Below are 23,085 nucleotides of genomic sequence, written 5' to 3'. Positions count from 1 at the left end.
ATGCTGCGTTAGGTAGCTCATAAACGCGGCGCAGCGTTGTGTGTTAAAACGGTGTATCAAACACGCTTGGCTTGCCTGAAACTGACAGCCGCGGTGGATTTCCAACAAGAACCCTAAATTGCAGCCACGTCTTTCAAATGGCCTATAATTAATCCGCACACCTTACGCAAACGATTGCAAGGCAACGATTACAACGAAGGAATATGTATGCTTTACCAATTGCACGAGATGCAACGCTCATTCCTGACGCCACTGATGCAGTGGGCCGACGCCTCATCCAAACTCTTTTCCAATCCGGTGTCCCCGTTCGCGCACACGCCGTTCGCGCAGCGCATCGCCGCTGGCTACGAGCTGATGTACCGACTCGGCAAGGATTACGAAAAACCGGCTTTCGACATCACATCGACCGTCATCGACGGTGAAACTGTCGGTATCGTCGAGCAGGTGGTGGAGACTCGCCCATTCTGCCGCCTGCTGCATTTCAAGAAAGACTTGAACGACCAGGGCATCGAAAAACTGGGCCAGCCGAAAGTGCTGCTGGTCGCGCCGCTGTCGGGCCACCATTCGACCCTGCTGCGCGATACCGTGCGCGGTCTGCTCACCGGCCACGACGTGTACGTCACCGACTGGACCGATGCGCGCATGGTGCCGCTGACCGAAGGGGCGTTCCACCTGGACGACTATATCTACTACGTGCAGGACTTTATCCGCCTGCTCGCACCCGATCTGCATGTCATTTCGGTGTGCCAGCCAACCGTGCCGGTGCTGGCCGCGATCTCGCTGATGGCCACCGCCAAGGATCCGAAGCTGCCGAAAACCATGACCATGATGGGTGGCCCGATCGACCCGAGCAAGTCGCCCACCGCGGTCAACGACCTGGCCATCAAAAAGCCGTTCTCGTGGTTCGAAAACACCGTGATCTACGCGGTGCCGGCCAACTATCCTGGCTTCGGACGCAAGGTGTATCCGGGCTTCCTGCAGCACGCCGGCTTCATCGCCATGAACCCGGGCCGCCACGCGCAGAGCCACCGCGAGTTCTACAACCACCTGGTGGCGGGCGACGACGAACCGGCCGAAGGCCATCGCCAGTTCTACAATGAGTACAACGCCGTGCTCGACATGCCGGCCGAATACTATCTGGACACCATCAAGACCGTGTTCCAGGAACACCGCCTGCCGAAAGGCACGTGGACTGTCGGCGGCATCCTGGTGCGTCCGCAAGACATCACCACGGTGGCGCTGTTCACGGTCGAAGGCGAGCTGGACGACATCTCCGGCGCCGGCCAGACCCAGGCGGCGCATGACTTGTGCACCGGCATCCCAGCCGACATGCAGCAGGATTTCGTGGCGCCGAAATGCGGCCACTACGGCATTTTCTCGGGCCGTCGCTGGCGCGAAGTGATTTGCCCGAAGATCGGCGAGTTCATCCAGAAGCACGGCTGATTCTCCGTTCCCTCCGAAAATGCCGCGCGCGGGTTCAGTCCCACGCGCGGCATTTTTTTCGCCGGTGCCGCTGCCCCGCGCGCCGGCGCGGCCGGTCAGGAAGGCGGACGGCGACTATAATGTCGCTTTCCCACCCTGCTTGCCCGCCGCCGCCGTGACCAAGACCCTGGCCGACCACATCGAAGACCTGCTGCCGCAGACCCAGTGCACCAAATGCGGGTATGCCGCCTGCCGCCCGTACGCGGAGGCCATCGCCGAGGGCAAGGCCGACATCAACCAGTGCCCGCCGGGCGGCATCGAAGGCGTGGCGCGCCTGGCCGCGCTGTTGAAGCGCAAGGTCATTCCGATCAATCCGGCCAATGGCGCCGAGCGTGCGCGCCCGGTGGCGTTCATCGATGAAGCGCTGTGCATCGGCTGCACCCTGTGCATCCAGGCCTGCCCGGTGGACGCGATCATGGGCGCGGCCAAGCAGATGCACACGATCCTGCCGAGTCTGTGCACCGGCTGCGACCGGTGCGTGGCGCCCTGCCCGGTCGACTGCATCAGCATGATGCCGGTCACGGGCGAGCGCACCGGCTGGGCCGCATGGTCGCAGGAACAGGCCGATGCCGCCCGCGACCGGCACGACTTCCGCAGCGCGCGCCTGCAACGCGAGCGCGAGGAAAACGATGCGCGCCTGGCCGCCAAGGCGGTCGCCAAGATGCAGGAAGTGACCGCGCAGCCGACCAACACGCCCGAGGAAGTCGCCGAGAAGGAGCGCAAGCGCGCCATCATCGCCGCCGCCATGGAACGCGCGCGCCAGAAGGCAGCTCCACCCGCAAAAGAATGATCGATGAATCCAGCCAAACGTTTTGAAATTTTCAGCCGCTTGCGTGCGGCCAATCCGCACCCGACCACGGAACTCGATTACACCACGCCGTTTGAACTCTTGATCGCGGTGCTGCTGTCGGCGCAGGCGACCGACGTGGGCGTGAACAAGGCCACGCGCCGCCTGTACCCGGTAGCCAATACACCGGCCGCCATCCTGGCGCTGGGGATCGACGAACTCAAGTCGTATATCCAGACCATCGGCCTGTATCACACCAAGGCCAAGAACGTGATGGCCACCTGCCAGATGCTGATCGACCTGCACGGCGGCGAAGTGCCGCATTCGCGCGAGGCGCTCGAAGCGCTGCCGGGGGTGGGACGCAAGACGGCCAACGTGGTGCTCAATACGGCTTTCGGCGATCCGACGATCGCGGTCGATACGCATATTTTCCGGGTCTCGAACCGCACCGGCATCGCGCCGGGCAAGGACGTGGTGGTGGTCGAACAGAAGCTGCTCAAGTTCGTGCCCAAGGAGTTTTTGCAGGATGCGCATCACTGGCTGATCCTGCACGGCCGCTACACCTGCATCGCGCGCAAACCCTTGTGCTGGAACTGCATGATCGCGGATTTGTGCGAGTACAAGGCGAAGACACCGGCGCCGGCACTGAAGTAGCCGAGCGTTCCGGCGCGGGCCTGGTACGACCTTTTTTGGAGGAACACATGACGCAACACCCGGATCACCAGAGTGGCGCTGTGCTGCGCGCCGTGCGCGCCGATATCACTACCTTGCAGGTGGACGCCATCGTCAACGCCGCCAACTCCTCCCTGCTCGGCGGCGGCGGCGTCGATGGCGCTATTCACCGCGCCGCCGGACCGGAGCTGGTTCACGAATGCCGCCTGCTCGGCGGCTGCAAAACCGGAGAGGCCAAGGCCACCAAAGCGTATCGCCTGCCGGCCAAGTGCATCATCCACACGGTCGGCCCGGTGTGGCGCGGCGGCGGTAACGACGAAGCGGCGCTGCTGGCGAGCTGCTACCGGCGTGCCATCGACATCGCCGCCGCGCGCGGCCTGGAATCGATTGCCTTCCCGGCGATCAGCACCGGCATTTACGGCTACCCGCTCGCACTGGCCGCGGACACCGCGGTGGCCACCGTACGCGACGCGCTGCTCACGGCACCGAGCCTTCGTGAAGTGGTGTTCTGCTGCTTTTCCGCCGACGACCTGGCGCACTATCAGGCACTGCTCGAACCTTAGAGTTCAGGTCGGCGTGTCAACCTCGTCCCAGTCGGCATGCTGGAAGCGAATCAGCCAGTTCAGGGCATGATGGCGTTCCATGACCACGTCGGCATCGGCGCCGAATTCGGCGCCGGTTTTTTTCAGGCGGATCTGGCGGATATGCCAGTGCAGGCGGTAGGTCCGGTCGAGCGCGTCGACAATCTCGTCGGCGCCACGCAACTCGGGTCCGCGCATTTCGATCTGGCGCGCCACGGCGGCGGGGGTGTCGCAAGGCGCATCCGGATACGGCAGCTCGTCGACCATGCCCAGCGCCCACTGCAGCACGTACAGGCTCTCGTAACGCCACAGGAACTGCGCGCACTCCTGCTCGGACGGCGCCTCCAGCGCCAGGAAAGCCCGCTCCGCCGGCGACAGGCTGTCGTCCGCCAACGGCATTTTATCGAGCAAGGTGGCGACCGGCATCGGATCGCCCGCAGCCACCGACTCGGCACGCAGGGCGACCAGCAGCAAGGCGCGCGCGCGGCCGATCACCTCGTCCCTGTCGCGCAGGACCACTTCTTCTTCGCAGGCCAGCGGCGGCAGGCTCACTGGCACCTCGATGCCGCGCGCCGCCAGCATCGCCTCGGTGGCGCTCTTGCGCGTCCACGACTGCGCCGGATACGGCACGCTCGCGCCGGCGTCGGCTTGGCCGTCGGCCACGTTGATCAGGACATGACCGTCGGGATCGCGCACATGGCCATCGGGCGTGAACAGCAGCGCGTTCGATTCGCGCGCCCAGGCGTGCAGCGCGGGCAGTTCGTCGTCGGCCACGGCCATGCTCAGATGATGCTGCACACGCTGCAGGTGCAGGATCACGTGGTACTTATCGCGCGACATGGCTTCCGTACCGCGGCTGTACACATAGCCGCAAAAGGTGTGCAGGTGCGTCAGCAGCTCGCCGTCGGACAGGTCGCGCCGGCCTTGCAGTTCGTGGGCAAAGGCCGGCTGCGCGATCGTATGGCGCGTGCAGTAGACGTTGTACAAGGTGGTCGCGCCGGTGGGCGCGGCCGGGACAGGGCTTTGCGGGCGGGTGAAGAAGCGCTTGAGTGAATTGATCATGTGGCTCGGCCGAACGGTGACAAGAATGCCATGATACCGGGACAGCGCTGTTTTTGCCGGAACAACGCGCTGCGCTAGTCGTCGATGGTGAGCACGTTGCCGCTGTCGTCCACGGTGGCGGCGATGCTGTTCTCGGGCGCTGCGTTCCTGCAGAGGAAGGTGGTCCGCAAGCTCGTTGTCCGGTCACAGGTTCGTAGCTGGCCGGGTTCATCAGGGTGCGCTTGAGTTGCGCTTGAATTGCGCCCCGCCCGCAGGGGCATTGTTCCGGACCGCGCAAGATCCGGCGCACCCCTTGCCACGGCTGGCTCAGAAGTCGTATTTTTTCCCCAATCCATATTGCCGCACCTTCTGGCGCAGCGTCGCCATGGACCGATCGTCGGGCAGGGCCATGGGGCTGTACTTGACCAATGCGGCCGCCCTCTCGATGTCCGCGCGCGCCTCCTCTTTGCGTCCAAGCGCCTCGAAGGCCTGCGCGCGCTTCAGGTACACGAAGGGAAACTCGGGCTGGAGCGGGATCGCCACGCCGAATGCCTTGACCGCCTCGTCATGGCGCCCAAGTTCCGCCAAGGTCCAGCCCAGGTGGTACTGGGTCATCATGGTGGGACCACCGCCGGCGGCATCGAGCTTTTCGGCGGCCCGCAACTGGGCAAGGCTGTCCTCGTAACGCGCCACGCGCCGCAGATACAAGGCATAGTTGACGAATTCACCGGGCGTTCGCGGCGCCTCGACGGTGAACGACGCTTCCTGGTCGCGCACGGCGGCCTGGTTTTGCTCAAGGTTGAAATAGGCCGAGGCCCGCATTTGCAAGGCTTGGCGCCGTTGGCCCTTGTCCAAGCCAGGCTGACCGAGGCAATCGGACAACAGCTTGACCGACTGGGCATACTGGCCGAAGCGCCAGGCGCTTTCGCCCTGGCCGCAGGACGACGATGCCGCCGCAATCCCCGTTTGGGCGATCAGGCCGGACAGCAGCAGCAGGCGAATGCAGGAAGGCATGCAAGCTCCAATGATGGACGGACTGCCCGGCTCAGAGCAGGACCAGGTTATCGCGGTGGATCAGCTCCGGGCCTTCGAGGAAGCCGAGCAGTTTTTCGATTTCGGACGACGGCTTGCGCAGGATGCGGCGCGCCTCGCTGCTGGTGTAGTTGGACAGGCCGCGCGCCACCTGCGTGCCGTCTTCGGCCAGGCAGGTGATGACGGCGCCGCGTCCGAATTCGCCGCGCACTTCGATCACGCCGATCGGCAGCAGCGACTTGCCCTCTTTCGACAGCTTTTGCACCGCGCCGGCATCGAGCACCACATAGCCGGCGGTGTGCAGATGGTCCGACATCCACTGCTTGCGCGCGGTCAGGCGCCCGGTCTGGGCGCGCAGCTGGGTGCCGATCGCTTCGCCGGCGGCCAGGCGCGTGAGCACGTCGCTGTCGCGGCCCCAGGCGATGATGGTGTGCGCGCCCGATCCGGCGGCGCGCTTGGCGGCCAGGATCTTGGTCAGCATGCCGCCGCGCCCGATGCTGCTGCCGGCGCCGCCGGCCATCGCTTCGAGCGCCGGGTCGCCCGCGTCGCCCTCCGCGATGAGTACCGCGGCGGGGTCCTTGCGCGGGTCGGCGCTGTACAGGCCATGCTGGTCGGTGAGGATGACCAGCGCGTCGGCCTCGATCAGGTTGGCCACCAGGGCACCCAGGGTATCGTTGTCGCCGAACTTGATCTCGTCGGTGACGACGGTATCGTTCTCATTGATGATCGGGACCACGCCCAGGCGCAGCAAGGTGGTGAGCGTGGAGCGCGCGTTCAGGTAGCGTTCGCGGTCGGCCAGGTCGGCATGGGTGAGCAGCACCTGGGCCGTGCCCAGGCCGTGCGCGCGAAAGCTGCTTTCGTAGATCTGCGCCAGGCCCATCTGGCCGACGGCCGCGCAGGCCTGGAGTTCGTGGATATCGGTGGGGCGCTTCTCGAAGCCCAGGCGCAGCATGCCTTCGGCGATGGCGCCGGAGCTGACCATCACGACTTCCTTGCCGAGGGCGCGCAGGGCGGCGATTTGCGCGGCCCAGCGCGCGATGGCTGCGTGATCGAGCCCGCGCCCGTCGTTGGTGACGAGCGAGGAGCCGACTTTGATGATGATGCGGGTAGCGGTCTGGATGACGGAGTTCATGGGGCAGCGGCTCTTATTAGCGCGGGCGCAAGGCAAGCAGCAGAAGGCCTGCCGCCAGTTCGATCCCGCAAACGACTAACAACAATCCCTGGGGCAGGCCGATGGCGAAGGCCGCGACAAAGCGGCCGGCCGGCTGCGCCAGGACGAACAATGCGGTGATATCGCCGAGGACAGGCTGGTCGGCCTGCCTTGCTGCCAGCAGCGCCAGGGCCGCTGTAGCTGCCCTCACGCCGACATACATGGCGAAGAACTGGCTGTAGCCATTCACGCCAACAAGAAACACGCCCATGGCGATCGCCACCCGGTCCGGGTTCAGCAAGGCCGCTAATGCGGCCAGCGAACTGGCGAGGGCGATCAGGTTCAGAAGCTGCACGCGCAGCTTCTGTTTCAGCATGGGTACTGCCAATTTTAGTCGAGAATCTTGAAGCGCGGATCGTCCGGATCGATCGACGCAATGCCGCGTGCTTCTTCGGTCATCTGCGTTTCTTCGGCGCGGTGCTCGCTCTTCTTGATGGTCTCGAGGTGCAGGTAGATGGCGTTGACCAGCTCCGGGCAGCCTTGATGGTTCAGGGCCGAAATCTCGAACACAGGACCCTTCCAGGCCATGCGCTTGACGAAATCCTTGACCAGCTTCTTGCGGTCTTCTTCCGGCACCACATCGAGCTTGTTCAAGACGAACCAGCGCGGCTTGTCGACCAGCGACTCGTCGTACTTTTCGAGTTCCTTGATCAGGGCCTTGGCTTCCTTGACCGGATCGACATTGGTCTCGAACGGCGCCATGTCGACGATGTGCAGCAGCAGGCCGGTACGCTGCAGGTGACGCAGGAACTGGTGGCCCAGGCCCGCGCCTTCGGAGGCGCCTTCGATCAGGCCGGGAATGTCGGCGATGACGAAGCTCTTCTCGTGCGACACGCGCACCACGCCCAGGTTCGGGTGCAGGGTCGTGAACGGGTAGTCGGCGATCTTCGGCTTGGCGTTGGACACGGCCGTAATAAAAGTAGACTTGCCGGCGTTCGGCATGCCCAGCAGGCCCACGTCGGCCAGTACCTTGAGTTCCAGGCGCAGTTCGCGCCGTTCGCCTTCCTTGCCCTCGGTCTTTTGACGCGGGGCGCGGTTGGTGGAGGACTTGAAGTGGATATTGCCCCAGCCGCCCTCGCCGCCCTTGGCCAGCAGTTCGGTCTGGCCGTGTTCGGTCAGATCGGCGATGATTTCGCCGTTGTTGTTATCGACGATCAAGGTGCCGACCGGCATGCGCATATAGATGTCTTCCGCGCCCTTGCCGTAGCAATCGGCGCCGCGTCCCGGCTCGCCGTCCCGGCCTTTGTGCATCTTGGAGTAACGGAAGTCGACCAGGGTGTTGATGTTGCGGTCCGCAACGGCCCAGATGGACCCGCCCTTGCCGCCGTCGCCGCCGTCCGGGCCGCCGAAAGGCCGGAACTTCTCGCGACAGAACGATGCGCAGCCATTGCCGCCGTCGCCGGCGATGACCTCGATTTTTGCTTCGTCGATAAACTTCATATTTTGTGCCGCCCTAAAACTAAAAAGGCTCTACCGTGGGCAGAGCCTTTCAATGGAAGGCTTGCGCCTTACAAATGTGCGCCATGACAGCGCGGATACAACTTACGCTGCGACTGCTGCTGGAGCTGGGTCGTTAGCAACAACGGTAACGAACTGCTTCGAGCCTGCGCCCTTGACCACGAACTTCACCTTGCCGTCGACCAGCGCGAACAGGGTGTGATCCTTGCCGGTGCCGACGTTTTCGCCTGCGCGCACTGGGGTGCCGCGCTGACGGATGATGATGCCGCCGGCATTGATGGTCTGGCCGCCGTAGACTTTAACGCCAAGGCGTTTTGATTCTGAGTCACGGCCGTTGCGCGTTGTGCCGCCGCCTTTTTTGTGTGCCATTTAAATACTCCTGGATAGCTGGTTACTTTGGACTGATCTAGCCGGGCCCTTGCGGGCCTGGCACTCGGAATTAACCGTTGATCGAAACGATTTGAATTTCGGTGAAATTCTGGCGATGGCCCTGATGCTTTTGGTAGTGCTTACGACGACGCATCTTGAAAATCTTCACTTTATCGTGACGACCGTGTGCCACAACAGTTACCAGTACCGTTGCACCTTCGACCAATGGCGCACCAAACTTGATGGTGTCGCCCGCGCCTACTGCGAGAACTTGATCGATGGTGAGTTCGGAACCAATGTCTGCCGGTATCTGTTCTACTTTAAGTTTTTCGCCAGCGACAACTTTGTATTGTTTGCCACCGGTTTTTATGACCGCGTACATGATAGGAAACCTCATCAAATGTTAAAAAATTCCCTGGCCGGAGCCGGGGGAACCGCAGATTATACATGGATTGGTTTTTTTCGTCAAAAGACATGCACAAGGCCACAGGTTCGTGGTATGTCGACAACTACAGGGCGCTGCGCGGGCGGGCCGCGGGTCGTGCTCAGGGGCGCGCTTAACCGTTGAGCATGGGACGGAAACAGGCGGCGTGTCGTATAATCGCCGCACCTCATGTCCATAGCAGGTTCGCCTTGTCCGCCGCCATCTTACACGCACAACAAAATACCATCGCCCAATCGATCGCTCCGGACATGGAGGCAGTCAACACGGTGATCCGCGAACGCCTGCATTCCGAGGTCAGCCTGGTCAACCAGATTGCCGAGTACATCATCAGTGCCGGGGGCAAGCGCATCCGCCCCGTGCTGGTGCTGCTGGTGGCGAACGCCTATGGCTACAAGGGCACGGCCCACCATGAACTGGCGGCCGTGGTCGAATTCATCCACACCGCCACCCTGCTGCACGACGACGTGGTCGACGAATCGTCGATGCGGCGCGGGCGCCAGACCGCCAACGCGCTGTTCGGCAATGCGGCATCGGTGCTGGTGGGCGACTTCCTGTACTCGCGCTCGTTCCAGATGATGGTTGGCCTGAACAATATGCGGGTCATGCAGATCCTGTCGGACGCCACCAACGTGATCGCCGAAGGGGAAGTGCTGCAACTGCTGAACATGCACGATCCAGATGTGACGCAGGAAAGCTACCTGAAAGTGATCCGTTCCAAGACAGCTAAGCTGTTCGAGGCGGCGGCGGAACTGGGCGCGCTCATTTCCGGCGCCAAGGATGACGAAATCAGCAAGGCCGGCGAATACGGCCGCTCCTTGGGCACGGCCTTCCAGTTGATCGACGACGTGCTCGACTACGCGGGCGACGCCGACGAAATCGGCAAGAATGTCGGCGACGACCTGCGCGAAGGCAAGCCGACCCTGCCGCTGATCTGGCTGATGGAAAACGGCACGCCGGAACAGCGCGAACTGGTGCGCAACTGCATCGAGCAGGGCGACGAGCAGCATTTCGACGCCATTCTCGCGGCGGTGACCAGCAGCGGCGCCCTGGATTTTACGCGGCGCGAGGCGGAAATTGCCGCCAGGCGCGCGGCGGATGCCATCGCCGACTTACCGGACAGCCTGTACAAACAAAGCTTGATGCAACTATGTACCTTCGCAGTTGACAGGAACCACTAAGCGGCGCTAACTTAGTACCTACGCATTCGACTTATTCTACTACCCGTCGGGGTGTGGCTCAGCCTGGTAGAGCGCTGCGTTCGGGACGCAGAGGCCGGAGGTTCGAATCCTCTCACCCCGACCACAGTTCTTCTTGAGAAACACGATCAGAAAAGCCCCAGAAACTGGGGCTTTGTCATTTCCAGCCGTTTCGTCGCCATATGGTGGCAGTGCATCGGTTGTCGAGCCACCTTGGCGCGCCGCACGGTCAACCACCCGCACCTGCGCAAGGCGACCGTGACGGCGCGGCCGGTCCTATGGCGAATTGGCGATAACGTAATGCACTGGAGAATGATGAATTACTCATATCAAAGTGCGCCTATAAAAACTAGTAACACATCACACAATCGAAGGACGGCTAACTAGCTGCGCGGTCACGCTTGGCTTCTGCGATTCTTTGCGTTTGCGCTTGCTGTTCTGCAGTTCGATCGTCCGCATTAAAGACATTGACTGCCATCCTGTCAAATCCAGTGCCGAATTTTGCCAACTGCTGTCGAATAGACGTTACCTCAGTTGCGAGTATATTCAGCGAGTCGCCCCCAATTTCGCTAAATCCTTCATATTGAGCAAAATCAATCGCGAAGGCATTAACGTACTTATTTCCTTCAGTGTCCTCAAACTTGATGCGAATATTCACGTATGGCGTGAAGGTGCCTGCGCCCAACTCACCTTCCAGTTCTATAAAATTGAAAAGAAAGCTCTTCAATCCTTGGTTAATGCCTAGCGACTGTATGCCCAATCGGAACATGGTTAACTTGTGAAACACCTTAACAATTGGTTCACCTGCGGCGTTCGCTGGTTGATCTTGGCGATCAAGAAATTCAAAACTGATCTTCTTAGCAATTCCCTTCCCAGAGTTCGTAATTTTCACATTCATAAAATTCATACTAACGTGGCTACTGCTCAATTCAATGCCGACATTGGGCCTGATGCTTTCCAGCATAAGCTCTTTAATTTGGCGAGTTTGGGCTGCGCGAAGTCTCCATGTTTCAATAGCTAAGACTATAGTCAGGACGCAGATCACTACCGTGGCAACCGTCGTCACCCAACCCGATAAAGAGTCAGGGGCGGCCGTCGCTCTTCCAGGAAGAAGAGCACCGATAATGATGCCAAGAATTAGAGAAATGGCAATTGCTATCAGCCCGCACACTATTAATACGGGAATGTTCAAGTAACGCAAACTTTGGCTTGCCATCAGACGTACCTTTATGAAAGTGACTTTCGCACGCGATATGCGCAGGAACACACGCCCAATCTACGTCAAGAAATTCTTCCTGTCCATCCACATTAATTTGCATCGAGGCCCACCTTACCCATCGCTAAATAGGCGGCTTACCTTAAGGCAAGATGAACGATAGTGTGATTATGGTCATATCGTTATGCACATCTTTCTTCCTTAATAAAATCAATGACTTACAGCCGACATTCCCGGGGAATCGCCGGCATGGAGCGAACGTAAGATCAGTGCGTTGATACAAAATATCTACATTCTGCCTATATTTCAGGCAAAATTTCATAAAAATAGCCGCTCCGGGCGGAAATGACGCTGAGCAGAAAAAGATGTGTATAACGATATGGGTTATGGTGGGTCGAGCAAGTACGTGTCATTTTTTCATTTTTATAACAGCGCGCTTGGGAAGCCTAGCGCCAATTTTTAGACTGCATGGTCCTGAGTGAAGAATAAATTTCCATCAATAATATTTGATTCAGTGCAAGATGGGGTAACATATCGATACGTCAACATCGGGTGGGGAATTACATGAACATGGACTTTGAAGTCGTTGCAAGGCTTCTTGCACCAACCGTATCCGCGTTGCTGAGCGGAATCATTAAACGCGCTCTAGACGCCCGTGCCAGCCTAACAGAGCATATCGGACATGTGTCGACATTTGAGCTTAACGACGACATCAAGACAAAAGTGTTCACGCATTCGCTGTTTTTAAAGAATCGGGGTCGTAAGACCGTCGAAAACGTCCGGGTAGTACATAACGTATTGCCGCAAAATATTTTTATTCACCCTCCAGTAGAATATTCTACTAATGCCAGAACTAACGAAATAATTATCCCCCGACTAGTGCCGAAAGAAAGCATCACGATTTCCTATTTATACTACCCGCCTTTGACGTGCGGCCACGTACATTTGCATGTGAAATCCGACGTTGGCTTCGCAAAATCCCTTGAGGTAGTTGAAATCGTTCGCCCCTCTAGAATATTTAACTGGATGTTCCTTGCGCTATGTTTTATCGGTGCGTCTTACCTCATTTATTGGATTATTAAATTGGTTGGGTATTTAGCGAACTTGTAAAGCGTGCTCGAAATCTTCTTCGGGCCGCACTCAGTTATTTCCGGACCAAACCCGACGCTGTAAGAGCTAACGGCCTGTCGGGAAACCGGTTCCCAACCCGGCTACAGCTCGTTCCCGGGTGTCGACGCTATTCGGCCTTTTTGTTCCTTCAGACGACTTTCCGGATTGAACAAACCGTATCGAACCACGCCTGCATCCCCACCAAGGGCTGCGGATTGATCGGCAGGATCGCATTGATATTCACCCCGCTTCCGCGTCCGCCATGTTTCTCGTCCCACCATAAGCCGAACTCCAGGTCGTCGACCGCCGGCGCCGGCCCGAACGCCTGCGCCGCATCGGGCGCGAGCCCCCTGGCCGCCACTTCCACCCGCCGCCCGCGCTCACCCTCGCAAGAGCGCCCGCCCGTGATCCAGCCCAGCGAATTGGACACCGCCACGACGCGCGGATGGATGCCCTTGGTGACAAACGCCTTCACCCGCGCCGAGCCCACCACCTGCCCGGTGCCTTGGTAGGCCTTGTCCCCCACCGCGCCACTAAGCGGCCGGTACGTGGTCAGTTCCACCGTATCGCCAGTCTTGATGCCCAGCTTTTTCGCGGTCGCCGCATGAATCCACATCGGATTGTCATGCACGATCTCGGCCAGGTACTTTTGCGAAGCGGTCCTGCCCTGCGTGTGCACATTCCACTTGAACGTACTCAGGATCAGGCGATCGGCCGCCAGGCCCACATGCGATGGAACCTGATGAAAAGTCGGCAGCCCGTCGTCAACCAAACCGACCGTCGCGGCCACCTTCGCCACTTCCGGCGCATGGATCTCGAACTTGCGCGACGGCGTCGTGAAGCCGCGCACGGGCACCTCGCCCACCATCAGTCCGACCGCTTTTTCCTTCCCCTTGTCGTCGGCCTTGTAGATCACGCGGGTTTTCTCGTCCACGCGCGCCCCTTGCACCAGCGCTGCCGCCAACGGCTTGCGATACACCTCGTACGGCTTGGGCGCGGCGCTGTCGACGTACACGCCATAGTGCTTCATATAGTCGAAGCCATCCTTGAACACCTTCCCGTCCGCGCCCTTGGTCGGCAGCAGCGAACACTGGTGCCGCACAAACTCTTCGTGCGTGCCGAACTTGAAGTACCTGGCCTGCTCGGGACCGAGCCGCTTGCCGATCTCGAACAGCACATCGGCAAAGCTGGTCGCGGCGCCGGGCGGGTTCACCATCGGCTGGCGCAAGGTCACGAAATGCTGCAGCTCCATGTTGTTGCGGATGTCCAGACCCCAGCGTTCGAGGTAGGTCGCATCGGGCAAAATCATGTCGGCGTAGTGCGCCATTTCGGAATACACCACATCCGAACAGGCGTGAAAGGGAATCAGCTTTTCATCCTTGAGCACCTCGACGGTCGTGCTGCGCCCTTCCGGCCAGGTCATCGGCGCGGCGATGGTATAACTGAGGTAGACGTCCAGCTTCGCGCGTCCCTGGCGCAGAAAATCGAACACAACCTGGCCGACCTTCATCTTTTGCCAGCGGTTGGCCAGCGGCCACTCCGGCGGGTCTTCCAGGTCGGTTCTGATGATCGGCTTGGGCGGCCTTGGCTCCGGCGCCGGGTAGCGCGCCGGCGACAGCTTTTCATCGAGACCATAGCAATAGCCGCCCTCCTTGGCGACCGACCCCACCAGGGCGTTGAGCATGACCACCGCGCGTTCGGCATTAAACCCGTTGTAGTGCGCGCCCGTGCCACGATTGGTGAACGCGGCCACTGCCGGCCGCTTGCGCGCGAACTCCAGCGCCAGCCGGGTGATGTCGGCCGCCGCCACGCCAGACAGTTTTTCCGCCCACGTCGGCGTACACGGCGCCAGCCAGGCGCGGATGGTGCCGAGCCCCGGCTGCACGAATTTGTCCAGAAAATCATGATCGACTTCGTTCTCGCGCACGATCACGTGCGCCATCGCCAGGGCGATGGCCCCTTCCGTGCCCGGAAACGGCTGATGCCATTCGTCGCTGCGCCCGGCGGTGTTGGACAGCCTCACATCGAAGGTGACCAGTTTGGCCCCATGGTCGTAGCGTGCCTTGACCACGCGCGACACCAAATGCAGCCCACCCTGATGCGCTTCATAAAAATTGGCGCCGAAATTCAGGAAGTATTTGCAGCGCTCCGCATCGATCGATTCCCAGTCCGTCTCGCCGAGCGACACGTAATTGGCGGCGCGCTTGTTCGACGAACAGATCGCGCGGTGATTGAGCAATACCGGCGTGCCAATGGCGTCGAGGAAGCGGCCGATCTCCGCCTCGATGCGCGAGCGGCCCTGGTGGATGCACACCCTTTCCGGATGGCCGGCATCGACACTGGCGCGAATGCGGCGCGCGATTTCTTCATACGCTTCTTCCCAGGTGATGCGCTTCCACAGGCCCGAACCGCGCTCGCCGGCGCGCTTGAGCGGGTACAGCAAGCGCTCCGGATAATCGTTGACGGTGGGGCCGGACTGGCCCTTGGCGCACGTCATGTGGCTGCCCATGTTCGGGTCGAGCGGATTGCCACGGATCTTGATCACCTTGTTATCTTGCACAAAGCCTTCAATGCCGCACACCGTGGAGCAATTGAGGCATACGCTGGTGACGCGCGTGGCCATCTTGTAGTTGTTCTTGATCTTGCGCTGCTTGCCGTCCGCCACCGGCCGGTACGCCATGGCCTGCGCGGGGGACGGGTTAAGGAGAATAAGCTCGCCCACACCGAGCGTGGCCATCGATCCGATGCCGTTCCTGATGAATGATCTGCGGTCCATGTTCTCAGCCTTTCTTCACGGGGGCACGGGCAAAGGTCGATCGCAACTGGCTCCAGGTATCGACTTCATACGAAAACGGGTCGTGGTTGTGGCCCTTGGGGATCTTCTTTTCCATCGCCCGCGGAACGGCCGTGCCGATGCCGCGGTATTTGACGGCGGGCCCGGTCTTCTCTTCGGGCTTGAGCACCGACAGTTCCTTGCCGTGCCGCTGGTTGAATGCGTTGATGCGGCTGGCCGGGTCGTTCAGGTCGCCGAAGGCGAATACATCGGCCGGACATACTTCAACGCAGGCAGGCAGCAGGTCCGCTTCCAGCCGGTGCGAGCAGAAATCGCATTTATCGGCCAATTTGGTCACCGGATCCTGGTGGATCGCGCCGTAAGGGCAGGCCTTGATGCAGGCGCGATCGCTGTCGCACTTGTCCTCGTTGATGCGCACGATCCCGTCGGCGTCGCGCGTGATCGCGTCCTGCTCGCAGGCGGCGAGGCAGGGTGCGTCCTCGCACTGCATGCACAAGGTCGGCAAAAAAGCCCGCTTCATTGTTTCCTTCTTGTTGAAGGGATTGATGGCAGCGAAGTCGTAGTAATACACCTTGGTGCGGAAATTTCCGAGTGGAACTGAATTTTCGACTTTGCAAGCGACGGAGCAGGCGTGGCATCCGATGCAGCGTTCCAGGTCAAGCGCCATGCCCCATTTGGGAGCGGTTGCGGTATGTGCGGTCATATTCATTCCAATCGGGTCAGGGGCTCATTTAACCACAACAGCATGCGGCCAGCCATGAGCATGCGCTGCTGTCTGATTTCAGCAGCAGGTCGGCAACCGACCTGATAAAAGACGACAAGGCTTGATGATTCATTGGTATTTAAAAAAACTCGTCATCTTTTGTATTCCGATAGACAGTCACTTTACCGTTCCCAAGCAGAATCACCCAAATCGGCGGGAGCACCACGGCGCCGGCGATAGTGGCCGTCGTCAGCGCCACGCCAGTACGCGAATTTACCTGCAAGAGCGCGATCGCAATCAAGTAAAATCTGTGCCGATTTGTCGCACCAAAAAGCGCCGATATCTATGCGCACGCCTTGGCCACGCGATTTGAAGGAAACGCCAGCATGACCGAACATCCGATTGACTTCACTGCCGTGCGCGCCGAGCTACGCGCCCTCAACCGCAGCAGTCTATTAATTATTGCCGAACGCGCCGTCGAACTGATACCAGAGGCGCAATTGAGTACCTTACTGAACGACGTTGTGCGGCTCACGGCACGCCCCTCCAAATCGGGCAATGCACCGGTATCGCTGTTAGAGGAGGTGCGGGCGTTTTACGATGCCGCCATGGCTGGGAATTACTACGAAACCGTCGAGATCAACAACCGCAGCAGACAGGAACAGTCAGAGGGCACGGATGCTTTCATCGCCGAATGCCACCGGCTGCTGCATCAGTGCATCCGCGCTGCCGACCGGGAAGCGCCTTCGGAAGCAGGCGTCAGCTTCGAACTCCTCTTTGGTCTGCTCAGCCACATCGACGAAGGCAACGATGACGTACTGTTCTTTGCCAACGATGGCAGCTCGTCGGACGTCGGGGTCGACTGGCGTGCCGCGCTACCGGCGTATTTCAGGTGCTTGGCAAGGACGTCTTCGCCGGAGGAATTCGCGCGAACCGTGGAACAAGCTATTGCGGATTTTGTGATCTGCGACCGCTCATGGTATTTGGACGTGGCGCGCACTGTCGCCAACGATGCGCAACGTATTACGCTGGACACGCTCGTGACCTGACGCTCTCCTTCCCCATCCAACTCTTCACAACAGCCACCGCAAAATGCCATGGCCACAATGAACTTCTTGTTTCGAAAGCCCCAATTCCCCATCATCATTGACACCGGCAGCGGACTCATTGGCGCCAAGTCGTGGGCGGCGTGCAAAAAGCAGCTGACAACCGTCACTTTCGCAGACATGACGCCACGCGACGTCATCGACGCGACCGTCGAAGCGTTCTTCCTGCTTCCGGAGCATATGGTCTTCTCGCCCCTCACATTAAAAAAGCGCTGGACCAAGGCGGCTATCATTAAGCTCTACAATAGCCAGAAGGGACCCGGCCGCCCAGAGTATCCGACCAACTCACTCGGGAACAAGAGCCTGGAGAACGTGTTCGGGGACATCGTGGAGCTGCTCACCGCCCCAAGGAAAGTCGACGGCGCCGTCGAGCATACAACGAGGTAAATCGTTTATATCATATTTTCGCAAGGCGAAGATACAAGACACTCAAAGGCAAGTTTCGACCAATGGCTACCGCATACAAATTTCAGTTCTCCCCACGTTTCCGCCGCAACGCGTTCGGATGGAAATCAGACACCCCGGTCCAACGCATCAAGGAAGCGCTCACCGAAATCAAAGCGCTGGCCAGGAAGGAACCGGTGCTGGCGGCCGAAGGCGCCGTGCTGTTCCTGGAGAAGCTGGCGCCGGCCATCGAACAGGTTGACAGCAGCTCAGGCCGCATCGGCTCGGCCGTCAATCGCGCCATCGAGACCCTCGTACCAATCATTGCCAAGGCGGACGTCAGCCGTGCGGTGCGCGAGCAATGGCTCGACCGGCTCTGGGAGGCGGTTCAGGAAGACGACATGCCCTACCTTGAATACCTCGTGGAGTTCTGGGGCGAGCTGTGCGCGTCGCCGGACATTGCATCGAGCTGGGCTGACCATCTGTCGCCGGCGTTAACGGCAATGTGGGACCACTCTGCGCGCACGGGCGAGTTTGGCTACTTCAAGGGCACGCCGGCGTGCCTGGGCGCGCTTTTCGCGGCAGGCCGCCACGATGAACTGCTCGCCTTGATCGAGAAGTCCGAGTACCAGTACAAGTCGTGGCACAACAGGGTGTGGGGCGCCAAGGCCCTGGCTGCCACTGGCAAGGGCGCGGAGGCCATCCGCTACGCCGAGGCGGCGAAGGGACTGAATGAACCCCTGACGGCCATTGCGGCGTTCTGCGAGGGTATTTTGCTGGAATCCGGGTTGGCGGATGAAGCATATGCGCGCTACGCGATCGACGCGACGTACGCGACCACCAATCTGGCCACATTCAAGGCGATCGTCAAGAAATACCCGGGCAAGCCAAAGGAAACCATCTTGCGCGACCTGGTGGCGAGCCAGCCGGGCCAGGAGGGTAAATGGTTTGCCGCGGCCAAGGATGCCGGTTTCTTCGAGCTGGCCATTGAACTGGCGAACCGGAGCCCGTCGGACCCGCGAACGCTCACACGCGCCGCCAGGGACTTCGCGGCCGAGCGGCCGCAGTTTGCGATGGCGGCAGGCATGACCGCACTGCGCGGCATCGCCAATGGATGGGGCTACGACATCACGAGTATCGACGTACTGGACGCGTACGCAGCCATGATGGCGGCGGCCGGCGCTGCGGGCGTCGATGAGACCCTGGTCAAGGCGGATGTGCAGGCCTTGATTGCGGCAAGCCGGGGCGGTGAGTTCGTCGGGCAAGTGCTGAAACGCCAGTTGGCCTGAAAAACGCACTGGTGCGCCATCGGCGCCATGCGACGATGTCGTTCGAGCGTTCAGGCATCCCGGCTAACGACATCGCCAGGATTGCGCCCGCATTCAGGCACGTGGACGGCATCAGCACGGCAGGCACGCGCAAACTGTTGCCCTGACGGGAGGGCAGCGCGCCTGATACGCCATTCCAGGCCCGCGGCGATGGCGATCCGTTGTTATCGCACCAGTAGCGCCCGCTGCACTTGGCCGCGCACGCGTCGGCATGGCACACTCATTGTTTCGCCAGACCAACCCAACCCATGATGCGTACGATTACCAATCGCTTGCCGAGCGTTTGCCGCATGCTGTTGGCATCGCTGGCGCTCGCCTGCCCTGCCCGGGCCGCCACTGAGCTGACCTATCCGCTCTCCAGCGATGGCATCGACAGCCGTTACGACTACGACTGGGCGGTGCTGCGCGTGGCGATGGAAAAGACCGTGCCCGGCTTCGGCGCGTTCGGGCAGCGCCAGTCGCCGGTGGCGATGTCGCCCTCGCGCATCGTCCAGGAAATGTCGGTGGCGGCCGGCCGCATCAATGTTTTCGTGCGTGCCAGCTCGCCTGAACTGGAAAAGCAATTCCTGCCGGTCCGGCTGCCGGTCGACCGCGGCCTGCTCGGCTACCGCCTGCTGCTGATCCGCCAGGACGAGCGGTCCCGTTTTGCGCAAGTGAAAACGGTGGCCGACCTGCGCCCGCTGCGCGCCGGCCTGGGCCAGGGCTGGGCCGACATCCCGGTCTTGCAAGGCGCAGGCATCAGCGTGGTCGAGGGCAGCAACTACGCCGGCCTGTTCGCCATGCTGGAGGCCGGGCGCTTCGATTTTTTCTCGCGCTCCGCCGACGAGGCCCTGCGCGAATTCGATGAACGCCGCGATCAATACCGGCAGATCGCGATCGAACCGACGCTGCTGCTGCACTATCCGCTGCCGCGCTATTTCTTCCTGCGGCGCGACGCGCAAGGCACCTTGCTGGCGCAGCGCATCGAGGCGGGCATGGAAATGATGATCCGCGACGGCACGCTCAACGCGCTGTTGCAGCAATACAAAGGCGACATCATCGCCCGCGCGGCCATGAAGCAGCGGCGCGTCATCAGGCTGTCCAATCCGCGCCTGACGCCGGAAACCCCGCTGTCGCGCACCGAACTCTGGTTCAATCCCCTGACCGGAAAATAAGCGCAGCGCCGGCAGGCGGGGCCTCCCGGTTGAACGCAGTGTCGATCACCATCGCGCCGCTGTCATCCCTTTGCCCGCCATGGACCGGCGTCCTTCAGGCCCGGGAGGCGGAGATCAGTGCGAGGCCGGGCCGCGCAGGCGCGGTGCGACCGTGCCGGTTTGCGAGGCGCCGAACAGGGCGACCCGGGCCGCCTCGTAGCGTTCGATCAAGTCCGCCTCCGCCACCGATGGCATGGTCAGGCTCTCGCCCTGGTCGAGCGCGAACAGGGCGGCGTCGACCATGGCATCGGCCTGCATGACGGTCTCCGGCGCCAGCGCCGACAAGGGCACGCCGGACGGGTCCCACAGCTCGGTGGCGGTGGCCGCCGGCAGCACTGCCTGGACCTTGACGCCGGTACCGGCCAGCTCTTGTTCCAGGCCGCGCGTGAACGCCACCACGAAGGCCTTGGTCCCGCTGTAGACCGAACTGATGGCCAGCGAGTGCAGCCCCAGCACGGAGGCGATGTTGATGATCATTCCCTCATTGCGCAGCTTGAAACCGGGCAGCACCGCGTGCGTCAGCCGGGCCAGCGCCGTGATGTTCAGCGCGACCTGGGACGAAAGATCGGCAACCTTGCTGCCGTCAATCGGTGTCAGGCGCGCCACGCCGGCGTTATTGACCAGCACGCTGATTGCCGGGTTGGTGGCGAGCAAGTGCGCAACGCTCTCCTGCCCCGCTTCGGTGCCGAGGTCGGCGATCATGGGCTCGACCTGCACGCCATGCGCGGCCGCGATCGTGGCCGCCAGCGCCTGCAGGCGATCCGCGCGGCGGGCCACCAGGATCAGGTCATAGCCGCGTTGTGCCAGACGGTCGGCGTAGATGGCGCCGATGCCCGACGAGGCGCCGGTAACCACTGCGATTTTTCGGGAAGTGCTTGACATGGTGTTTCCTTTTTATTGAGCGTCGCGGGATGCTTCGCCGGGCAATAAATATGACGATCATCATATTTTAATTCAAAAAAACTGCCGAACAAACTTCATCGGCAAGAACTGACTTGGGCGTCACGGCCCAGAGGCGCAGAGGCTGGACTCCGTGCACGTGTGCCGTTTCGATTTCATGATCATCATCATATATCGTTTTCATTTCCGGTGCACGCCAGCACCGGAAATGCGCGGCACCCGGTATGCCGACACTGTGCCAACCGCGGGCACCATGCTGTCCGCACATCGATGCCTGGCGGCTGCCGCTGGCGGATTTCATAACGCGCAAACGCAGTTTTCACGATTGCGGCGCCAGCGCCCCTCTTCCAGAATGCAGGACACCTTGATCCTTACTTGCGCGGAGAGCGACACATGAGTCTAAAGCATATCGGCGTTTTCCTGCTCAGTGCCATGTTGGCCTTGCCGCTGGCGGGCCGGGCGCAAACGCGCGTGATCGAACTCGATACCAAGGCCATCGCGGGGCGCTTCGACCCGGCTTTCAATTTTTCCATCGGCGCCGGCCGCGCCAACGAGGGCTTGCGCGCCGACTGGCAGCAGCAGCTGGCCCAGGCCAAGCGCGATGCGGGATTCAAATATATCCGCATGCACGGCCTGCTCTCCGATGACATGGCCGTGTACCGGGTTGATCCTCAGGGCAAGGAACAATACAACTTCCAGTACGTGGATGCGCTGTACGATTATCTGCTGAGCATCGGCATCAAACCCTTCGTCGAACTGGGCTTCATGCCCTCGCAGATGGCCAGCGGCGACAAAACAGTCTTCTGGTGGCGTGGCAACGTCACCCCGCCGAAAGACTACGCCGCCTGGGAACGCCTGATCAAAGCCCTGGCCGCACACTTCACCGAACGCTACGGCGCGCAAGAAGTGGCCAGCTGGTATTTTGAGGTGTGGAACGAACCGAACCTGGACGGCTTCTGGGCCGGATCGCAGGACGACTACTTCAAGCTGTACCGCCATGCCGCGCGCGCGATCAAGAGCGTGGGCGCCAATTACAAGGTGGGCGGCCCTGCCACCGCAGGCGCCGCGTGGATACCGGAAATGATCGCTTACTGCGCCAGCAATGCGGTACCGCTCGATTTCGTCAGCACCCACACTTACGGCGTCAATCAAGGCTTCCTCGACGAATATGGCACCACCGGCACGGTGCTGAGCAAGGATGACGATGCGGTCAGCGCCGACGTGATCAGGAACCGCAAGCAAATCGCGGCATCGGCCATGCCCGATCTGGAACTGCATTACACCGAATGGAGTTCCTCGTACACGCCGGCCGACCCCACGCACGACAGCTACCACCAGGCCGCGTACATCCTGCAAAAACTCAAGCAGGTCGGCGGCGCGGCGCAATCGATGTCGTATTGGGTGTTCACCGATATTTTCGAGGAAGCCGGGCCGCGCATGGAAGCCTTCCACGGCGGCTTCGGCCTGATGAATACCCAGGGGATCAAGAAGCCCGCCTATTTTGCCTATCAGTTCCTCAACCAGCTTGCGCCGACCGCGCTGAAAAACAGCGACACGCAATCGTTCGCCACCACCGACCAACATGGCAAGGTCCAGCTGCTGCTGTGGGATTACACGCGCACCTTGCCGGAGGGCGTCAACAACCAGCAGTATTTCATCAAGGACTTGCCGCCCAGGGACAAGGGCAAGGTCGACGTCAGGATGAATGGCCTGAAAACCGGCACCTATACGCTCACGATCTCCACGGTCGGCTACAAGCGCAACGATGCCTTCACCGCGTACATCGGCATGGGGTCGCCGAAACAGCTGGGGAAAAGCCAGGTCGCGGCCTTGGCATCGCTCGCCAGCGGCAAGCCCGACGAGCAAAGAACGGTGCGGGTCGGCGCCAGCGGGCGCTTCACCATGCAACTGCCCGTGCGCGAAAACGATGTGGTCCTGCTGGAGCTCAGTGCCGGCAAGCCGGCCGCACGTCGGACCGTTCACTGAAACGCATGCGCTTCCCGCCGGCGTCGCACTAAAAACCCTTGCCAGACCCTCCAGGGTTTTCTATATTGCAAAGGTTGCTGCGCCGGAGAACC

General features: G+C 61.0%; 22 protein-coding genes and 1 tRNA gene. 12 read left to right on the top strand and 11 right to left on the bottom strand.

Annotated elements, in window-relative coordinates; genetic code table 11:
* Positions 1–207: 207 nt before the first annotated feature.
* The 4 genes from IV454_RS14615 to IV454_RS14600 all read left to right on the top strand — a co-directional run bounded on the left by IV454_RS14615 (position 208) and on the right by IV454_RS14600 (position 3,504).
* Complete coding sequence (locus tag IV454_RS14615) at positions 208–1,443, top strand: polyhydroxyalkanoate depolymerase (protein ID WP_206092029.1); 1,236 nt, start codon at positions 208–210, stop codon at positions 1,441–1,443.
* Between the two features lie 154 nt (positions 1,444–1,597).
* Complete coding sequence (rsxB, locus tag IV454_RS14610; RefSeq protein ID WP_229522244.1) at positions 1,598–2,272, top strand: electron transport complex subunit RsxB; 675 nt, start codon at positions 1,598–1,600, stop codon at positions 2,270–2,272.
* A gap of 3 nt (positions 2,273–2,275) precedes the next feature.
* On the top strand, positions 2,276–2,923 hold the full coding sequence (nth, locus tag IV454_RS14605) for an endonuclease III (RefSeq protein WP_206092027.1): 648 nt from the start codon (positions 2,276–2,278) through the stop codon (positions 2,921–2,923).
* A gap of 47 nt (positions 2,924–2,970) precedes the next feature.
* Positions 2,971–3,504, top strand: coding sequence for an O-acetyl-ADP-ribose deacetylase (locus IV454_RS14600; RefSeq protein WP_206092026.1), 534 nt, complete (start codon positions 2,971–2,973; stop codon positions 3,502–3,504).
* A gap of 3 nt (positions 3,505–3,507) precedes the next feature.
* Here IV454_RS14600 and IV454_RS14595 read toward each other — a convergent pair whose 3' ends face one another.
* From IV454_RS14595 to rplU, 7 genes are all read right to left on the bottom strand, one after another.
* Positions 3,508–4,584 (bottom strand): DUF4272 domain-containing protein, encoded by a 1,077-nt coding sequence (locus IV454_RS14595; protein WP_206092025.1) that lies wholly within the window; start codon positions 4,582–4,584, stop codon positions 3,508–3,510.
* A 306-nt stretch (positions 4,585–4,890) separates the two neighbouring features.
* Positions 4,891–5,577, bottom strand: a complete 687-nt coding sequence (locus IV454_RS14590) for a tetratricopeptide repeat protein (protein ID WP_206092024.1) — start codon at positions 5,575–5,577, stop codon at positions 4,891–4,893.
* Positions 5,578–5,608: 31 nt separating this feature from the next.
* The gene (proB, locus tag IV454_RS14585) at positions 5,609–6,727 is read right to left on the bottom strand and encodes a glutamate 5-kinase (RefSeq protein WP_054266572.1); all 1,119 of its coding nucleotides are present in this window, start codon (positions 6,725–6,727) and stop codon (positions 5,609–5,611) included.
* A gap of 16 nt (positions 6,728–6,743) precedes the next feature.
* Positions 6,744–7,121: a DUF4345 family protein gene (locus IV454_RS14580; protein ID WP_206092023.1), complete on the bottom strand. Its 378-nt coding sequence runs from the start codon at positions 7,119–7,121 to the stop codon at positions 6,744–6,746.
* A gap of 14 nt (positions 7,122–7,135) precedes the next feature.
* A complete protein-coding gene (obgE, locus tag IV454_RS14575) occupies positions 7,136–8,245 on the bottom strand; it encodes a GTPase ObgE (RefSeq protein ID WP_054266570.1) in 1,110 nt (369 codons plus the stop codon).
* Positions 8,246–8,347: 102 nt separating this feature from the next.
* Positions 8,348–8,632, bottom strand: a complete 285-nt coding sequence (rpmA, locus tag IV454_RS14570) for a 50S ribosomal protein L27 (protein ID WP_054266569.1) — start codon at positions 8,630–8,632, stop codon at positions 8,348–8,350.
* A 70-nt stretch (positions 8,633–8,702) separates the two neighbouring features.
* On the bottom strand, positions 8,703–9,014 hold the full coding sequence (gene rplU, locus IV454_RS14565; protein WP_054268134.1) for a 50S ribosomal protein L21: 312 nt from the start codon (positions 9,012–9,014) through the stop codon (positions 8,703–8,705).
* Positions 9,015–9,265: 251 nt separating this feature from the next.
* Between rplU and ispB the strand changes: the two genes are divergently transcribed.
* Positions 9,266–10,255 (top strand): octaprenyl diphosphate synthase, encoded by a 990-nt coding sequence (gene ispB, locus IV454_RS14560; protein ID WP_229522243.1) that lies wholly within the window; start codon positions 9,266–9,268, stop codon positions 10,253–10,255.
* 47 nt (positions 10,256–10,302) lie between these two features.
* A tRNA-Pro gene (locus IV454_RS14555) sits at positions 10,303–10,379 on the top strand.
* A gap of 273 nt (positions 10,380–10,652) precedes the next feature.
* Here IV454_RS14555 and IV454_RS14550 read toward each other — a convergent pair.
* Positions 10,653–11,489 (bottom strand): DUF8453 domain-containing protein, encoded by an 837-nt coding sequence (locus IV454_RS14550; protein ID WP_206092021.1) that lies wholly within the window; start codon positions 11,487–11,489, stop codon positions 10,653–10,655.
* A gap of 564 nt (positions 11,490–12,053) precedes the next feature.
* Between IV454_RS14550 and IV454_RS14545 the strand changes: the two genes are divergently transcribed.
* Positions 12,054–12,599 (top strand): hypothetical protein, encoded by a 546-nt coding sequence (locus IV454_RS14545; protein WP_206092020.1) that lies wholly within the window; start codon positions 12,054–12,056, stop codon positions 12,597–12,599.
* Positions 12,600–12,747: 148 nt separating this feature from the next.
* Here IV454_RS14545 and IV454_RS14540 read toward each other — a convergent pair whose 3' ends face one another.
* Together IV454_RS14540 and IV454_RS14535 are read right to left on the bottom strand one after the other, a co-directional pair.
* Positions 12,748–15,375, bottom strand: a complete 2,628-nt coding sequence (locus IV454_RS14540) for a molybdopterin-containing oxidoreductase family protein (protein WP_206092019.1) — start codon at positions 15,373–15,375, stop codon at positions 12,748–12,750.
* 4 nt (positions 15,376–15,379) lie between these two features.
* Entirely contained in the window at positions 15,380–16,096 is a 717-nt protein-coding gene (locus IV454_RS14535) for a 4Fe-4S dicluster domain-containing protein (RefSeq protein WP_206092018.1), read from the bottom strand.
* Between the two features lie 386 nt (positions 16,097–16,482).
* Between IV454_RS14535 and IV454_RS14530 the strand changes: the two genes are divergently transcribed.
* The 4 genes from IV454_RS14530 to IV454_RS14515 all read left to right on the top strand — a co-directional run bounded on the left by IV454_RS14530 (position 16,483) and on the right by IV454_RS14515 (position 20,068).
* Positions 16,483–17,145 (top strand): hypothetical protein, encoded by a 663-nt coding sequence (locus tag IV454_RS14530; RefSeq protein ID WP_054266555.1) that lies wholly within the window; start codon positions 16,483–16,485, stop codon positions 17,143–17,145.
* Between the two features lie 48 nt (positions 17,146–17,193).
* Positions 17,194–17,589, top strand: a complete 396-nt coding sequence (locus IV454_RS14525) for a hypothetical protein (protein ID WP_206092017.1) — start codon at positions 17,194–17,196, stop codon at positions 17,587–17,589.
* A gap of 62 nt (positions 17,590–17,651) precedes the next feature.
* Positions 17,652–18,875, top strand: a complete 1,224-nt coding sequence (locus IV454_RS14520; protein ID WP_206092016.1) for a hypothetical protein — start codon at positions 17,652–17,654, stop codon at positions 18,873–18,875.
* A 287-nt stretch (positions 18,876–19,162) separates the two neighbouring features.
* Positions 19,163–20,068: a transporter substrate-binding domain-containing protein gene (locus tag IV454_RS14515; protein ID WP_229522242.1), complete on the top strand. Its 906-nt coding sequence runs from the start codon at positions 19,163–19,165 to the stop codon at positions 20,066–20,068.
* A 114-nt stretch (positions 20,069–20,182) separates the two neighbouring features.
* Here the strand turns inward: IV454_RS14515 and IV454_RS14510 are convergent, their stop codons facing one another.
* Positions 20,183–20,989, bottom strand: coding sequence for an SDR family NAD(P)-dependent oxidoreductase (locus IV454_RS14510; protein WP_206092015.1), 807 nt, complete (start codon positions 20,987–20,989; stop codon positions 20,183–20,185).
* Between the two features lie 411 nt (positions 20,990–21,400).
* Between IV454_RS14510 and IV454_RS14505 the strand changes: the two genes are divergently transcribed.
* Positions 21,401–22,993 carry a GH39 family glycosyl hydrolase gene (locus tag IV454_RS14505; RefSeq protein ID WP_206092014.1) on the top strand — a complete coding sequence of 531 codons (1,593 nt, stop codon included), beginning with the start codon at positions 21,401–21,403 and terminating at the stop codon, positions 22,991–22,993.
* Positions 22,994–23,085: the final 92 nt, after the last annotated feature.

It is taken from the genome of Massilia antarctica (genome assembly GCF_015689335.1).
In the GTDB taxonomy this organism is placed as follows: Bacteria; Pseudomonadota; Gammaproteobacteria; order Burkholderiales; family Burkholderiaceae_D; genus Telluria_A; species Telluria_A antarctica.
The sequence above is the reverse complement of the archived record's forward strand: the minus strand, read 5'-3'. Positions and strand labels throughout refer to the sequence as shown.